The organism is Lacipirellula sp. (assembly GCF_965279485.1).
GTDB lineage: Bacteria > Planctomycetota > Planctomycetia > Pirellulales > Lacipirellulaceae > Lacipirellula.
Genome location: NZ_CBDIIC010000001.1, coordinates 432013 through 447915, shown reverse-complemented (window position 1 = coordinate 447915; position 15903 = coordinate 432013). Strand labels below are relative to the sequence as shown.

General features: G+C 60.9%; 17 protein-coding genes. 5 read left to right on the top strand and 12 right to left on the bottom strand.

Annotated features, from left to right (window positions below):
- Positions 1-233 precede the first annotated feature (233 nt).
- A complete protein-coding gene (locus ACQY7R_RS01970) occupies positions 234-3830 on the top strand; it encodes a sulfatase-like hydrolase/transferase (protein ID WP_428304974.1) in 3597 nt (1198 codons plus the stop codon).
- 466 nt (positions 3831-4296) lie between these two features.
- Entirely contained in the window at positions 4297-5028 is a 732-nt protein-coding gene (locus ACQY7R_RS01965) for a PEP-CTERM sorting domain-containing protein (protein WP_428303923.1), read from the top strand.
- Positions 5029-5353: 325 nt separating this feature from the next.
- Here ACQY7R_RS01965 and ACQY7R_RS01960 read toward each other — a convergent pair whose 3' ends face one another.
- Positions 5354-6085, bottom strand: a complete 732-nt coding sequence (locus ACQY7R_RS01960) for a PEP-CTERM sorting domain-containing protein (RefSeq protein ID WP_428303922.1) — start codon at positions 6083-6085, stop codon at positions 5354-5356.
- A 228-nt stretch (positions 6086-6313) separates the two neighbouring features.
- A complete protein-coding gene (locus ACQY7R_RS01955; protein ID WP_428303921.1) occupies positions 6314-6634 on the bottom strand; it encodes a hypothetical protein in 321 nt (106 codons plus the stop codon).
- A 39-nt stretch (positions 6635-6673) separates the two neighbouring features.
- Here ACQY7R_RS01955 and ACQY7R_RS01950 point away from each other — a divergent pair, with 39 nt between their 5' ends.
- Positions 6674-7150 (top strand): hypothetical protein, encoded by a 477-nt coding sequence (locus ACQY7R_RS01950; RefSeq protein WP_428303920.1) that lies wholly within the window; start codon positions 6674-6676, stop codon positions 7148-7150.
- A gap of 124 nt (positions 7151-7274) precedes the next feature.
- Positions 7275-7415 (top strand): hypothetical protein, encoded by a 141-nt coding sequence (locus ACQY7R_RS01945; RefSeq protein ID WP_428303919.1) that lies wholly within the window; start codon positions 7275-7277, stop codon positions 7413-7415.
- A 103-nt stretch (positions 7416-7518) separates the two neighbouring features.
- On the opposite strand, the gene ACQY7R_RS01940 is transcribed toward ACQY7R_RS01945, so the two are convergent.
- Both ACQY7R_RS01940 and ACQY7R_RS01935 read right to left on the bottom strand, forming a co-directional pair.
- Positions 7519-7707: a hypothetical protein gene (locus ACQY7R_RS01940; RefSeq protein ID WP_428303918.1), complete on the bottom strand. Its 189-nt coding sequence runs from the start codon at positions 7705-7707 to the stop codon at positions 7519-7521.
- Positions 7704-8048 (bottom strand): hypothetical protein, encoded by a 345-nt coding sequence (locus ACQY7R_RS01935; protein WP_428303917.1) that lies wholly within the window; start codon positions 8046-8048, stop codon positions 7704-7706. Before ACQY7R_RS01935 ends, ACQY7R_RS01940 begins: the two co-directional genes overlap by 4 nt.
- A 34-nt stretch (positions 8049-8082) precedes the next feature.
- On the opposite strand from ACQY7R_RS01935, the gene ACQY7R_RS01930 reads away from it, so the two are divergent.
- Positions 8083-8385 carry a hypothetical protein gene (locus ACQY7R_RS01930; protein WP_428303916.1) on the top strand — a complete coding sequence of 101 codons (303 nt, stop codon included), beginning with the start codon at positions 8083-8085 and terminating at the stop codon, positions 8383-8385.
- Positions 8386-8636: 251 nt separating this feature from the next.
- On the opposite strand, the gene ACQY7R_RS01925 is transcribed toward ACQY7R_RS01930, so the two are convergent.
- From ACQY7R_RS01925 to ACQY7R_RS01890, 8 genes are all read right to left on the bottom strand, one after another.
- A complete protein-coding gene (locus ACQY7R_RS01925; protein WP_428303915.1) occupies positions 8637-11030 on the bottom strand; it encodes a hypothetical protein in 2394 nt (797 codons plus the stop codon).
- A gap of 3 nt (positions 11031-11033) precedes the next feature.
- A complete protein-coding gene (locus ACQY7R_RS01920) occupies positions 11034-11501 on the bottom strand; it encodes a hypothetical protein (RefSeq protein ID WP_428303914.1) in 468 nt (155 codons plus the stop codon).
- A 107-nt stretch (positions 11502-11608) separates the two neighbouring features.
- A complete protein-coding gene (locus ACQY7R_RS01915) occupies positions 11609-12589 on the bottom strand; it encodes a hypothetical protein (RefSeq protein ID WP_428303913.1) in 981 nt (326 codons plus the stop codon).
- Positions 12589-14355, bottom strand: coding sequence for a hypothetical protein (locus tag ACQY7R_RS01910; RefSeq protein WP_428303912.1), 1767 nt, complete (start codon positions 14353-14355; stop codon positions 12589-12591). The genes ACQY7R_RS01915 and ACQY7R_RS01910 overlap by 1 nt, the downstream gene beginning before the upstream one ends.
- Positions 14356-14595, bottom strand: coding sequence for a hypothetical protein (locus ACQY7R_RS01905; protein WP_428303911.1), 240 nt, complete (start codon positions 14593-14595; stop codon positions 14356-14358).
- A 20-nt stretch (positions 14596-14615) separates the two neighbouring features.
- On the bottom strand, positions 14616-15035 hold the full coding sequence (locus ACQY7R_RS01900) for a hypothetical protein (RefSeq protein ID WP_428303910.1): 420 nt from the start codon (positions 15033-15035) through the stop codon (positions 14616-14618).
- Positions 15036-15084: 49 nt separating this feature from the next.
- On the bottom strand, positions 15085-15396 hold the full coding sequence (locus ACQY7R_RS01895; RefSeq protein ID WP_428303909.1) for a hypothetical protein: 312 nt from the start codon (positions 15394-15396) through the stop codon (positions 15085-15087).
- Positions 15397-15449: 53 nt separating this feature from the next.
- Positions 15450-15899, bottom strand: coding sequence for a hypothetical protein (locus ACQY7R_RS01890; RefSeq protein WP_428303908.1), 450 nt, complete (start codon positions 15897-15899; stop codon positions 15450-15452).
- Between the last annotated feature and the right edge of the window lie 4 nt (positions 15900-15903).

Genomic DNA, 15903 nt, shown 5'->3' with positions numbered 1-15903 from the left:
TGAGCGGCCGTTGCGACGCGCCAGCCATTGCGATGGAACGTCCTCCGACGACCCTGGCGATGGCGTGAATGGGCTCACTGCGGCGCTCGCCAACTCATTCAATTAAACGAATGTGCCTGAACCTACCGCGATCCTGCTCGCCGCGACTGCGGTAGCGGGCGTTCTCGCAACTGTTCGCGGCCGCCGAGGGGCGTCGCAATTCGATAACACGCAACGACGACCACGCCGTGAACATGACGTCCCGTTTTTGGTTGATTGGGCTGGCAGCGCCGGCTTGCATGGGGCTGCCAGTTCCAATATCGCGGGCCGACGCCCCGCGTCCAAACATCGTTCATATTCTCGCTGACGATCTTGGCTGGGGGAGCGTCGGCTTCAACGGCCAAACGCAGATTGCCACGCCCAATCTCGATCTGCTCGCCGCCCGCGGGATGCGGTTTGAAAACTCCTACTCGGCGCCGGTCTGCGCGCCGAGTAGGGCGATGCTCTACACCGGCTTCCACCAAGGCCACGGCAGCCTGGACGGCAACGATGAGATTACCGACGGTTTTCGCGCTGAAGACGTGATGACGCCGCAAGTGATCGCCGCAGCAGGCTATAACTCAGCGATTTTCGGCAAATGGGGCTTTGGCGCGACTCAGGGGAGCGCTAACTCAGCTCCGGTCGTCAACGCCCCCGCAAGTTTGCCGAACAACCACGGCTTCAGCGATTTTTACGGTTACCTCAACCATGGCGCCGCTCACGACTATTTCAACAAGTGGATGTGGCAAACCAGCAGCGCTCCGCAAGGCGTGTCGACGACGATCAACAACGGCGGCCCCGGCGGTACGGCTCAATACACGCACGATCTGATCGCCGCCAAGAGCGAGCAGTACGTCGCTGCGCACGCCGCGGACGAGGCGCCCTTTTATATGGAGGTCGCCTACACCATCCCGCATTTCGATCTCGACGCCATCAGCAGCGCGCCCGGCGGATATGGCATCTACGCCTCTCAATCGACCTGGACGTCGCAGCAAAAAGCCTACGCCGCGATGATCACGCGAATGGACGCCAGCATCGGCTCGCTGATGGCGCGGCTCGACGATCCCAACAACGACGGCGATCACTCTGACAGCATTCGCGAGAATACGCTCGTGATCTTCACTTCCGACAACGGCGGAAGTCCCACCGAGGACAATGCTCCGATTGATTTTTTTAACGCCAACGGCGATTTCCGCGGCGGCAAATTCGAGCTCTATGAAGGGGGCATCCATTCGCCGACTGTCGCCTACTGGCCTGGCACAATCGCCGCAGGGTCGGTAAGCAGCTACCGCACCGATCTGGCCGACTTTATGGCCACCGTTGCCGATTTGGCCGGCGCCGAAGCGCCGGTCGGCATCGACGGCACGTCGATCGTCCCCACGCTCACTGGCGTCGGGCATCATCGCGAACGCGACTATCTCATCTTCGAGCACCAAGGCTCGCGTGGCGGCGATCCCGACCCTCGCATTGGCCGCTGGGCAGTCGTCCGTCAGGACGGGATGAAGCTGATTCAGTACTACGATGAGACGCAAGCGCTCTTCAATCTCAATGCCGATCCCAGCGAATCGAGCCCGCTGAGCCTCGGCAGCCCCGCCAACGCCCAAATCGCTGCGGAATTGCAGGCGGCGGCTGTTGCGGAAGGCGCGCTGCGCGGCGTCGTCGAATACCGCACCTACACGGGCGGCAACGGCAGCAGCGTTCAAGACGACTCGAGTTGGGATGGCGCCGGGCGTCCTAACGGATATTGGTCTGCGACCATCACGAATAACGGCGCCACGCCGCGGATCGCGCACGTGAGCGGCGACGTGACGACGTTGGGCGTTGAGATTCGCGGCGAGTCCGCCGAACAAGTGGTCGACATTCACGCCGGACAAACGCTGACTGGTCGAAATGAAGTTCGCATCGGAGCACATGGCCGCGTCGATTTGAGCGGCGGTACGCTCTCCTCGAACCGCTGGACGAACATTCGCGCCGGTGGCGAGCTTCGCGGCCAAGGGCAAATCGTCGGCGATTTGTACAACGAGGGCAAACTCTCGCCCGGCCGCGCTGATGCGACCGCTTGGCCTGTCGTCGCTCCCCCCGCGCTTCCGCCTAGCTCGCTTAACACGGGCATCGTCACCGCCGCCAACTTCAACTTTAGCGGCGTACAAGACGACGTCCCGCTCCAAGCCACGACCGCTCTCAGTCCCTACGCCGAAGTTTCGCACGGCCTCGACTTCGGTCCCGGCATCTCGCCCAAACTTGGCAACGGCGGCACCGATGCGGGCGACGAGTTTAATATCATCGGCCAGACGGGTTCAACGCTCGCCGCCGCGATCAACAACGGCGACTACATCTCGTTTACCGTTGACCCTGTCGACGGTGCGGGCGCCATTCCTTCCAGCGTGAGCTTTCGCGTCTGGCGCAACGGCGGCGCCGCTGCGAAGAATTTTGCAATTCTCTCCAGCATTAATGGCTTCGCGTCAACGGCAACACTTGCTCAAGCAACTTACACCGACACCGGCAGCGGCAATCAGCACACGCTCACGGCGACGCTGCCGGCGATCACCGCCACCAGCGATCCGATCGAGTACCGTCTCTACGGGTGGGGCGCCACGGATGGCGGAGGTAACACGCACGTCAATCTAGCTTCGTTGAACGCCAAATTCGTCGGGATACCAACGCTCGAATTCGATTTCGGTCAGCCCAACAATGGAGAGCCGTTGACTGCCCTGAAACACACCGACTCGCAACTGGAGCTTGCGGCAGGACTGGCCGCGGGGCCGGGAGTCGCTATGCCGAGCGGCGGCAATACTCCCAATGAACTCGGCGTCACGGGATTCTCAGCCGGCGCCTCGTTGCAATCGGCCATCGACGGGGGCGACTACCTGTCGTTCGCCGTCCGACCGATTGAGGGCATGGCGATGTTCCCCGACAGCGTGAGCTTCTCGTTGTGGCGGGACAGCGCGGCTTCAGCTGCGACCTACGCTGTGCTTTCAAGCGTCGCTGGTTTCGTCCCCGGCCAACAACTCGCAGAAGTCAACAATTCCTCATCGGGTTCCACCAACCGCTTCGAGATTACCGGATCGTTCACCGCCGCTCAGGCAACTACCGAACCCGTGGAATTCCGCCTGTACGGCTGGAACGCCACGGCGTCCCTCGCGAGCACGCACCTCGTCGGCGCCTCGCTGCGAGCCAGGTTCGCGTCAATTGCTGGCAGCGAGGTAGACCCGACCGGCCAGCTGTCGGTGGATGGCGACTACGATCACCTCGCCGGAAGCACATTGGCCATCGACCTTGGCGGGCGCTCGGCTGGCGTCGACTTCGACGTCGTCAATGTGGCCGGCGCCGTCAATCTTGAGGGACGTCTCAGCGTATCGCTCGCCAACGCGAGCGGTCAGCTCTTCTCGCCGGCTCTCGGCGATGCATTTGAAATCCTCACAGCCGCGCAAGGTTTGTCGGGAAGCTTTAGCGGCGTCTCTCTCCCGACGCTCGCCGCCGGTCTCGATTGGTTCGTCGAATATTCGCCGAATAGCGTGTCGCTCGATGTGGTGGCGTCAGCCGATTTCAACAGCGACAGCCGCGTGGATCGCGACGATCTACTGATCTGGAAAAGCAACTTCGGAAGCGATCTCGCCGTCCGCGCGAATGGCGACGCCGATCGCAATGGCGTCGTCGACGGAGCGGATTTCGTCTACTGGCAGCGCCAAGTCGGCATGACGGCTAGCTTCGAACGCGGATCGCAATTCTCGATTCCGGAGCCCGGCAGTGCGGTTTTAGTTTGTGCCGTATTCAGTTTCTTCCCGATATTTACGAGGGTGCGCAACCGGTAGCGAGGAATACGTGCTTTCTCACACGGCTGGTGAGCGCTTACGCTCGGCAATCATTACCCACGACGGTTGTCGCCTAGCGATTGAGCATCACGGTGGCGTTTTAGGAAGACCAGTCGCTACTCCTCGCACCCGAGGTCCTGGCACGACGCCCAATAAAATCCCAACACTACCGTGACCGGTAAGACGGCAAAGCTCCAAAGGGATTGCGTCGCCAAGCAAAATCCTAGAGCGAGACTGGCGGAAACAAACGCAATTGTTAACAGAGTTAACTTCATCGCCGCATTCTATAAGCTCCTTCCAGATTGACGCGGCTTTCCACTCGCCGCGGCGCGGAAAACAGGAAATTTACATTGCAAACGCCGCCGTCCGAATAGAGAATAGCCAGCGGAACAGTTTTCTCTTTTTGGAGGCACGTCTAATGGCGATCTCAAGATCGGTCCGACTGTGTGCGCTAGCGCTTCTGACGATGTTGGCTGTCTTACAAGCCGTCTCCCTCGCGGCGGTTCCAACGCTCATTAGCGTTTCGTTAACCGAGCGTCGCAATCCCTCAGGCGAGATCACGTATCGTCTCGACGGAGCAGCCGGACTGACGTTCTCACGCTCTGAGTATTTGATCACGCCCACGGGTAAGCCCATCGCGAACTTTGGGTACTTGGAATTCCAAAGTTGGGATGCGTTGGTTGGCGAAAGCGTTGGCGATTGGAAATTTGTTTCCACATCGAAGACAGACCCTTCAGACACGCAGGAATACGGCTTTACGATTTCGTCGCCCGTTTATGAAGAACTAACGCCTCAATTCCCGACAGTATCGCCGTCAAGCTTGAGCGTCGTCACCAGTCCGTTGACGATAACTTGGAACCAGCCGAGCAGCGCTTATTCCGGCGGCGCGAGCCAAGTAGCAGGCTTCAAGTCAACATTTATTGATCCCGGAAAGCTTCAGTACGTCTTCGGAAAAAGTTACGACAGCAGCGCACGCCTTCGCTTCGCTACCACCGAAAGTCAGAATTTAAGCAATCTGATATCGAACGTCGTGACGCCTCCCGTTGAACCCATCTATCAGGTCACAACACGACTTTGGTTCGGCCGACAGACCGCTGTGGAATACATTCCAGCGGATGCGGTTCCAGAGCCGGCGTCCTCATTGCTAATCGCTGCAATTGGCCCCGCGTTGTTAGCTTCAGTGCGCCGTAAACGCTAGTTTGCGGTCGGGGCGAGGGCGGTAGAGCAACGAAAGACAATCCTGCGGAGAATTCCGCGTTTAGTGAATCGGATGGTCTCTCCATCAAGTTGGCCGCTTCTCTAAGCTGCGGCAGATTACCGATTGAAGTGTCTAAAATAGAAGTTCGCAAGTCGACGCCGTGCCGGGGAGCAGCCTCGGCACGGTCGCCGACTTCGCGAAGTCGTAGGGCGACTGCATTTGCGAAGGTGCAGCGCCCAATAACGTCGTTGCAAGACGTCGACTAAGGTGCTCGCGGAAAGCGGCGAGGTTTCGGGTAACCACTCGCCGCGGGCAGGCGGCGGGGTTATTTGCGACGGCGGAGGGCGGCGAGGCCGAGTAAGCCAGAACTTGCCATCAACATCGACGTAGGTTCCGGCACGCCGATGGTCCAGTTTCGCGGAGTGGAGAAGGACATATTAACGACTGCAACAATGTCACTGCGCACAGCGTCGCCGATTGGAGTGGCAGGGCCGAGAATCACTCGATTGTAGTTGAAAGCCCAGTCGGTAGCAGAGATTGGAAAGCTTCCCGGCTGTCGACGTGATTCGTTGACCTGTCGATTAAAGGCGTAGTTGATAAAGCTTTCCTTTCCACCTGCGGTTACACCAGCGAGGGCATGGCCATCGCCAGTGTGTTGAATTTCAAAGATCGCCGGTAAGCGCGCACCATCTGCGGGGCTAATTATCTCGGGTACGGGAAGCGTTGCCGCCAACTGCTCACCCGTAACTGAGAAGCGATATTGCCAACCCGTCAGCGGATCTCGAATGGACCAGTTACCCGCAAATCGATTTAGTAGCCCGCTTTCACTGAGGCCGCCCACGACATCGCCCGGCCTGGTACGGAAAACTGTACCGTCAGGAGCAGTGATTGTGTTAACAAAACCAGACGTGGCTTCAATCTCAAACGCATTTTGCTCCGGATGGAATCCGACTCGCACGATGGTCGTTGCGAGCGGTGTCGTTTGAGCCGCTGCAACAGAGTGAAACATCAGCGTCGCAGTGGAGAAAATGGTGAGGACGAGTCGCTGCGCGATCATGAGCCTTCTCCGTTCCAGAGTTGAAGAGTTGTCGTCTCCCCGTTCCGGCAGGGAGGACGGCTTCAGAGTAGCGAGGGCGGAAGCCAACCGCAAACCAACATCCAGAAATCCGTAGATTGCTGTAGACCAACCGGGACCGAATCAGCCCGTTTTCGTTGGCGATGAGCAGGAAGGCCCGGGAAGTGGCCGGGCTGGGAGCGGGACCGGGGGTGCAGACCGTGGCTGCCATCAGGGTTGTTTGCCCGCGCCCCATTCCACGGCGCGAGCATCAAGCTGATCCATCGCTCGCTGGTATTCGAGCGGCGTCATATTCGTCCGCCAAGTCTCGTATCGCTTCCTTTCTATTTCAATGTTCCTGATGGCGTTACGCCGGGCCGCTTCGCGGGCACTTGTAAGAAACGCAGCCAAGACGCAGGCGGCGGTGACCGCCACGAAAAGCATTCGCACCGTGAACCGCTTCCGTATGATCGCGACCACGAAGCAGATCAGCAGCGACAGAAGGGCCGAGACAAACAACCCAAACAATCCAATTTTGGTAATCGCGTCCATTCCGCTGATTCTAACCCCAAACCCTTTGGAGACCCACCAATGGAAGACATCAAAGTACACGTTGTGAAGTACCCCGACCGCACTCGGCTGATGATGCGGGATAAGTACCCCGACAGCGGACGGCAGATCGCGCGCTCGACGGGCACGAAGGATGAGAAGGAAGCGGACCGCGCCGCGGCGAAACGAGAGGCGGAGCTTCGCGAAGGACGGTACAAGCGTCCGTCTAAGATGACTTGGGAGGAGTTCCGCAATCACTTCGATCGCAACGTGATGAGCGGCCCGCGTGAGTCGACGGCGCTCGCCTACGATTCGACGTTCAACGTGTTTGAGCGGAAATTCCGACCGGGCAAGCTCGCGCAAGTCAACACGACGATGGCGCCGGAGTACGCCCAACTACTCGACACGGTTCTTGCAGACGGAGCAGGGGAGTGGCGTTCTGGTTCCACAATGGGACGCTACGGGCGCTCCACGCCGCCTGTAGGATGTTCGCCGCGGTGGGCGAGGCGGCTGGTGTGAGGATCAAAGAGACCGGACGCGCGAAGGGCTCGAAGGGGCTGATGGCCAGCCAGAGACGGTCTCGCAGTTCGCCACCGCTCACGATCTTATCCGCAGCCTTGGCTTCCGGTGGTCCCGTCGCGTCATGCCGACAGTTCTACGAGAGCTCCTGCGGCACGAGAGCATCGAGACGACGATGCGTTTCTACGTCGGCCAGAATGCCGAAGCCACGGCCGATGAGCTATGGCGTGTCGTCGAGAACGGGACGACCGAGGTAGCAGTCTAGGTAGCAGACCGCAAATATAAGTGGACAGAGCCGGGATCGAACCGGCGACACATGGATTTTCAGTCCTTTGATTTTGCGCCGAAAAGAGAAGCCGCCTCGAAGTTCAATCGTGGCGGCGTTGCTGCAGGAGCTCCTGGTTTGCTTCCTGCAGGCGGCGGGCGGGAGAGAACTTGGCGAGCGTCGCGACTCGCGCTTCGAGCTCCTGGCGCAAGCTGGGGCGTTTGCGACGCGGCGCCGCCTGACGACGGCGCCGCGGGGCAGGGGCATCAAATTGCAACGGCAACTGGTTCATAACGCGACGACGTTGAGCTTGTCCGAATCCGGCGGGTGCTGGCGAAGCCGCTCCGCTTCGTCATGCCCCATCGCTCGCTCGAACTCCTGCGCCCAGGACACGCGGCCGGGCTCTGTGGTGATCGACGCCCGATGGCCGCAGCATTTGACGATCCGTTCCGGCCCGCCCTCTTGCTCAATGTAACGGGTGATTTCCGCCGCCAGCCGCTTCTCCTGTCGTTCGAAGGCTCCCGCCTCCCGACTCTTCGCCAGGCGATTCTCGCGGGCTTTCAGATAGGCTTCGAAGGTTTTGCGGGTCGGCTTCGTCGCCGCCTGCGCGGCGGGCTTGCGTGCTTGGGCCATGGTCGCCTCGGGAGAATGGAGCTGGTAGAGCTGCGTGAGCTCTTCCGAGGCTACGGGGCAGGGCGGCATTTTCCTGATGGGCGGACATGTACTGCGGACAACGGCAGCCGGCCGGCGTGCCGTCGATCGCGGCGAACTCGCGAGTCTGGATGCAGACGCCGTGGACGCCGCATTCGTAGAGCGGCAGATTCTGGCCGTCCTCAAGGCCCAGCACCGTCAGCAGCTCGCGACTGTTGCGGCCGACGCCGAGCTTGTCGCCAACCCAGTTCACTCCGCGTTGACGTTTTCCGCAGCCGCCGCAACCACCTTGCTCGTCGCGCTCGACTTCCACGAATAGGGCCATCGTGTCGGCGAATCGTTTCTTGGTGATGCCGATCGAGCTGAGCACCTTTTCTGCCAGGTCGCCGGCGCCATCTTTCGGCGGGAAGAATTCGCCCGTCGCCTTGCCCAGATGGGCGCACGGCCGCGGCGGGCCGGCCGGCTGCTTGCAGTTGCAGTTCGCCCGGATCTCCGGGTACTTGTCGACGACGGAGAATCCGCATGCGGGGCAGCGGTGCTCGTAGCGTCCGGGGGCAAGTAGTGTGTGCGTTAGACCCATTCTGTTTCCAGGAACACGCTTGAGGGAAACGGGTTGCAACCGCCGGCGTAGGAATTAAACGAATCCAGCGGAATGTCACCCTGGATGATGCTGCAATCTACGGGGAAGCCGCCAAAAACCGGATCGCCGATCGGGTCCCACGGACCCATGTCCCACTCCTTGGAATAAACCGCGTGCGCTCCGCCGCCTTCGATAATAATTGTCACGCCGATTAACAGGCGATCGTCTTCAATGTGGCAATAAACGAGACCGTAAATAACAAAATAGGACTCGCCGCCAACTTGTTCGCAACCAAAGATATGGCCGTCGTCGTCGCCCGTGAGCGTTCCGTAGTCAAACGTGCAATCGCCGCGCTCGCCGAGCTTCATCAGGTAGACGCCGTTCAGGCTCAAGCAGCCGCCGCAGTTTTCGAACTCCGCCCATCCGGCGAGCGTCAGGTAAACGCGGCGATTTGATCCCAGGCAGCAGGGCAGACACTGGATACATTTGAGCGGCACGATCACTTCATCGTGCGCACAGCCGTCGCTGTAGTCGCGGAAGCGCCAGCGCAGGATCGTCGACGACGTCGCCGGCTCGATCTCGACGCACTGGCCGTCGGTGAGCTGGCCGACCACATCGTCATACTGGTACTCGATAACGGGCGTTCGGCCGTAGCAGTTGCTGCCGAACGGATGCGGCTCGATCGAGGCGCACAGTTGCCACTTGCAACCCGCAAGTGACGTCACGGTGAGGCCGCCGCCGGTGACTTCGCAGCAGCCGCACGACATGCTGCCGGTGTAGCAGTAGTAACAACCATCCGTCGTAACCGCGAGCGCCGTGATCGAATCTCGCTTGCTGTCGCCGCTGTTCGCATTGTTGCGGATCGTGTGGGTGATCGGGTCGAGCCCGGTGCTCGTCTGCCCGTCGCTCCAGTAGATCTTCGCGATCGTCTTGCAGGCCGTGATAAACGGCGTGAGCGTCTTCGTGCAATCGCCGCCGCTCGCGCGAAACCCAAACACGACGGGCACTCTGATATAGGGCTTCTCCGGATCGGGAGCGCACGTCTTGCAGCCGTCGGGAACTTTGCAGTTCTCGGTGACGACGCGAACCGTGCAGGGACCGTCGTTGAAGGTGATCGGGTCGGGGACGCAGACTTCGTTGTAGGCGTAGTAGGTCCCGGTGATCAGACCTTCCGCCACCCATGGCCCTTCATCGCAATCGAGCAGGCCGTCGCGGTGGTGACCGTGAGCGAACGTCGGAGCCGGCGGCTCCACATCGCCGCCGCCGCATCGAATCGCTTCCTCGCGACACGGGCCTTCCGAGACGCCGCCATCGATCACCCAGCCGACCGCCCGGTAGCCGCCGAACTCAGGGAACGCGGCCCCGCCGTAACTGCCGCCGGTCACCATCCAGATGTTCGTATCGACGGGATACGCGGGGTCTATATCGTGAAGATCGACTTCCTCCCACACTGGCGGCGGGATGATGTTGAAGTTGATGGCGTCTTGCAGGTCCTCCCACGCCAAATCGGCTAGCGGAATCAAGTCGGTCACGGCGAGCGGGACGCAATAGTTGTACGCCTCGCCGTCCCAGTTGCCTTCGCGCTCGGCGATAATGTCGGCGTCGCAGGCGTCGACCCCAAGCGTTTCATTCTGGCAGCCGACGACGCCGGCGGCGGCTTTCTCGAACTGCATCCGCAGCAGCAGCGTGAACTGCAGGCAGGGCTGGTCCTCTTCGTTGAGGCGACAGGCGACCTTGCAATCGATGTAGAACTCTTTGTTTTTGCCGTACTTGGCGGCCGGAGCGTAGACGGTGCGCGGCGTGTTCGTGTGATGCGTCGCCTCAAATCGGCTGCTCGCGTAGCTGAAGTAGCCGCCGAAAACGTCATACCACGAATCGAACGTGTAGTCGCCGGCGTCTAAACCGTAGTAGTAGCCCCACCACCAACCGAACCAGCCCCACGCTCCCATCCCGTACCAGCCGCCCTCCCAATCGCCGTACCAGCTCCAGGGGTTCCGGCAGAACGTAGCGGCGTCGCGAAAGCCGCAGTCCCCGTCGGTGAGCTGCGTGCCGCCGGTGTTGCTCTCGCCGGTCGCCTTATGCGGGAACGCGAGGTAGGTGCCGTTCCATTCGTCGGTGCCGTCCGAGTCGCTGAATTGCGCAGCGTAAACGGCGTTCGCCGCCAACACCTTGTCGGCCGACATGGAAACTTTCGGCAGCCACGCCGAGAAGTCGAGCCCCGGAATCGTCAGTTCCAGCGGCGTGCGGCGTAGGCAGAGCATCCAATCGTCACAGAGATCGCAACATGGATGCCCCTCCGGCACGGGCTTGCCGCAGATTTTCGGCAAGTCGAACAGGTTGATAATCGGTTTGTCGTCGGGGCCGATGAGAGGTTCCGCAGCCATGCGCTAGCCTCCCTCGTCGCCGCACGGGCCGCCCTCGGCGACGGTCGCCTTCGAGCCATCGTGGTGCATGAGCAACTGGCCGCGATCGTTGTCGGGGTTGAGAACGAATCCGTCCGCGGCCGCCAACGGGTCGATGAAGCCGAGTATCATGAACGCCGGTACGTTGTAGAAATACTCCTCGGATTCCTCATCCTCTGAGTCGTAATCAGGGTTCGGCACGCTATCGAGCGTGTGCGCGACGCCCCACACGCGGATCGGCGTGACGACGTCGCCGCGAATCGCGGAGTAGAGCGAAGGGTTACAGCCCGTCCAGGTGACAAGCTCACCGTCTGCGTCGAGCCTGGCTGTGAACCACCCGCCGGCCGGCAGGTCGTACAAATAGACGGCTCCATACAACGCACTGTTGGCGTCGATCGTCTTGACTAGCAGACCGTAAATGATCTCCTGGCCGCCGCCTTCGCTATCGCGCACGATTCGTGGGCGCTTAGGAGGAAACGCATCGACGGTCGTCCCTCGCTCCCAACCGACAGTGGCTGCGATAACTCGCCGAGCTCCGCGTGGTGTGAACCCAACGCTCATTAACCCGTCCCCACGCCGAGGAGAGTAAAGTCGGTTTTCGGCGACGTCCGCCAGTTGATGATCGTGCCCATCTCGTCGTCGCCGGCGAGCGTGCCATCGAGCTTGAGATTGACCGGTTCGGTCACCAGCCGCGGTTGGCCGCCAGGTGTATCGGGCTTGCGCGTCGCCTGAACAAGTTCAAAGCCGCCACCGTCTTTCGCCTTCAAATGATCGAAGCCGCAATTCACCATCGGGAATGAGTGGCCGCGCTCGTTGTACAAAACGCGAATCGTTGCGATACGATACTTTTTGTTGCCGGCGAAAAGGAGCTTACTCGGCTCGATGCTGCGGCAGATCACCTTCCCAGCTCCGCCGCCGTAGAACGTCGCATTGCAGAGCGTGTCGGTGTGCGAGTTCGCAAGCGTCATGATCTGCGTGAGAGCGTCGTTGCCCGGCAAATCCTTGAACGGCTTTTCGAAGATTAACCCCGGCAGCCGTCGGCGTTTGGTGAACGGCGTGCCAGGCTGCTTGCCCGCGGCCGTGACGATGGCGCCGAACGTGTCGGCGTCGCGACCGATGCCCGGCAGCTCTTCGTCATTCCAGCCGACGTCGCAGACTTCCTGGATCTCTTCCTCGTAGCCGTCGATGATGATCGGCTTGAGCAGCGGATCCTGATCATTCGTCCAATCGTCGTCGGGGTCGCTTTCACTGGGCGACCAGTTCACCGTCACGAGCCAAATGCAGGCGTTGTCCTTGACGCTCTCGCGGACCGCCGTGAATTCTTGCGCGAACGCGTTTGGATCAGACGATCCGAGCAGCACGTAACTCGCCTTCCAAGACGGGATAGGATCGGGCAGCGCGAGCGCAGCTCCGAACAGCACCTCCATATCGGTGTCGTCGCGGGCGTTGCAGAAGACGCGGAACTTCGCCCAGTGCGTGAACTGGCCCTTGCTGTCGAGGCCGCCGCCGCAATCAATCAACTTGCTTCCGATGACAGCCATTAGAAATTGATCACGGTGCCCCGCGCCTTTTCCTGCTGGAGGCGATTGTTTTCTTCCATCAGTTCGATCTGTCGATCGAGCTTCACGATTTGCAGATCCTTCACGTTGGATCGCAGTTGCGACCAACCTTCGACGGAGCGGGCGTCGAGGATCTTGTCTTTGCCGCTGCGGCTCTCCAGTTCTTTGCGATCTTCCTTGAGAGCCTTGAGGCGATCGTCATTCCCCTGCAGCCGCTTCAACGTTGCGAAGTGCTTCTCCGCCTCGGTACGTTGCGCAGGATCTTCCAGGCCGCGGAGCGTTTGATCTCGCTCTTTCTGCAGATCGGATTTGCCGAAGTCGCGGACGCGATCGCGAAGCTTTTGCATGGTCTCTTCATCCTTGCGGATATTCTCCATGTGCTTGCGCTCTTGCTCCTGGCGTTGCTTCTCGCTCTCTTTGATCTTGTCCTTGCGAGCCTGCTCGGCGTCGGCTTCTGCTTTCTTCCGCTGCTTGTCTTCCTCGGCTGCAGCAGCTGCGTTGCGGCGTTCCGCCGCCAGCTGATCGGCGCGAATGCGTCCGTATTTGATCTGGTCCTCGGTGTACTTGACCGAGGTCTCGCCGTATCGGGAAACCCTCGCCTGTCGTTGCAGCTCCGCGACTTGCTTCTGGTATTCCTCGGTGGTCTTCTCGGCCGCAGCCAACGACTCGGCCTGGACCTTGGCCGCGGCGGCCGCGGTTTCCGCCGCCGCTTTCTTCGCCGCCGCTTCGCCGCCGCCCTGCTCGTCGCCGCCGCCAAGGTTCAGGAATAGCGCCGGGTTGGCGATCTTCATGAATGTTTTGAAGTGATCCGACGTCACGTAGTCGGTGATCAGATTCAGCGACTTCGTGATGGCGGGCGCCATCTCGACGGCGAACGTATTGGCAGCGCCCTCTGCCGCGAATCGCAGCCGATCCATTGCGTCGTTCGCTTCGCCGATCTTCTCGAGATCAGTCTTACTGACGACGATTCCCAGACGCTCGGCGTCGGCCGCATACTTGGCAAGGCCTTCGCCGCCGAGGCGGAGCGTGTCCATCAACTCCAAGCCCTGCGAGCCGAAGAGCTTGAAGGCGAGCCGCGCTTGGTCGGCCGGGTTGGGAATCGCGGCAATCTTGTCGGCGATCGACGCGAACTTCTCCTCTACCGACAAGCCGTTAATCTTCGCGGCGTCGAGCCCCAGTTCTTTGAGCGCGCCCGCGGCTTTGCCGGTACCGGTCGCCGCCTCCGAAACGCGGCGGTTGAGCTGCGCGAGGCCGGCGCCCATCGTATCGAGATCGGAGCCGCTCATCTTCGCGGCATAGCCCAGCCGAGCGAGCTGCTCAGGATCGATGCCGAGCCGACTCGACTTGTCGTTCATCTCGTCGAGTCGCGTCATCGCTTCCTGCAGCTGACCGAACGCAACCTTGGCCAGGCCGACGCCGGCGACAGCGATGCCGGCCGCCGTCGCGATCCCCGCCAGTTGCGGAGAAAACATGCCGACGCCTTGCATTAGCTTCTGCAGGACGGGATGAATCTTGTCGAGTTCCTTCGGAACTTTCTTCACCTCCAGCAAATCGGGCGCGAGCTTCTTCACATACTCGTTGAAGTTCAGCCCCGACCGTTTGACCGCATCATCCCAACGATCGAACGAGGCGGACACGACGCCCACAGCCGGCGGGATCGTAGCGATGCCGGCGCGCATGTTGGCGATGCCGGCGTTGAATTCGCCGATCTCGGCCGCGGCCGTAACGCTGAGACGCCCGATTGACACTTACCATCCTCCGTCGCTGTCGGCGTCCATCTGATCTTCGGCCGCTTGCGTCTTGCGATCGCTCGCCGTTTCGTCCGGTTTGATCGGCACGAAATCTTTAAGGTCGCCGCCGCGGGCAACGAACGCATGCCGCTGCAGCCCGAACCAGAGATCAGGCTGCCAGGTATAAAGCCGCTTGAAGGCGAGCAGCTCCGTGAACTCTTCGCTGGAGATCTCGCGCTGCAGCTTCCACAACGGCATGCGCATCAGTAGGGAGAGCTCTACCCAGGCTTGCCTTTCTGGGCGGGCTTCAAGTTTTTTTCCGCGTCCTCCGCGGAGTTGGCGGCGAGGCCACTCGCCTTCGCGAGTGCTTCGTAACAGCGATCGATCGGGGCGCCGCTCTTCGTGCCGAGCGCGAGGATCTGCAGTTCCGTGATCGGCGTCTCCGGCTTGACGCCGTTCTCGTTGCACCACGCCTTCGCAATGCATGCCGCCCGAACGCCGCGCCAGTCGGCAAGCTCGGTGCTGACCTTACCGTTGTCGTCGACCGGATAACGCTTCTTATTCATCATCTGGTCGTACCAGTCCCGCTCGTCGCCGCTGAACGGCAGCAGGCAGACGTCGCCCTCCCACTCGGGGCATTTCACCGTGATCATCTGGCGATCTTTGGCCGCCAGTACTTGGTCAATTGTCAGGGACATGGCAAACACTCTGCGGGTGCTGGTGTGGAAAACGCGACGCGGCCGGCGACTACATCCCGGCGAAGATGCGATCGAGCTCGCCGCCCTCGGCAGTGCGCTCTTTGACGATCCGCTCCATCTCGCCGCGAGCTTTCTCGGCGACGACGAGCCACTCTTGATTCGTCAGCGTCGGCTGCTTAGCGGAACCCTTCGGCAACGGCGTGATCGGGAACGGGGCCTCGTCGATCACGTAGGCGACGCGCCGGCCGCCAACGAGAATCTCGTATAGGTCCGCCGACTCGGCGTGCCGAGAGTTCAGTTTGATTTCCGTCATCGAGCCGATGTCGCCTTGCTCTTCCGGCTTCGCTGTTGCCTTCGCCATGATGGCTTCTCCCGTGCTGAATTTGATTGGATGGCCGCCGCGGCCGCGGCGGATTAAACGGTGCCGGCAACTTTCGTGATCGTGCCGGCGACCTTCACAATCAGCTCGATCGTGCAGCGCACGCTGGTTCCCTGAAGGCTTTCCTTCACGCTCTTGATGTAGCCGGTGAACGCGCGTGTCGCTCCCGTCGAGTTGCCGGTGGCGACGGGCTTCGTCCAAGTGACGGTCTGTTTAAGCCCCTTCGCTTTCTTGAACGTCGCTCCTGTCGACGCGCTATTGGCGTGGACGAACTGCGTGTTCTGATCGTCGGCGAGCAAGACGCGATAGGTGCCGCCTTCAACCAGATCGCCTGGTTCGTACGGCACGCCGTCGCCGACATTGAGGCTCAGGTCCGGACAGGCGATGTCCGACACTTCCTCCGTCGACGGCTCGATCTCGATGATCTTCAGAGCAACAGCGACGGTCGTAAAAACGAGCGTGCCTTTTTGTCCGGTGACACCCATTCAA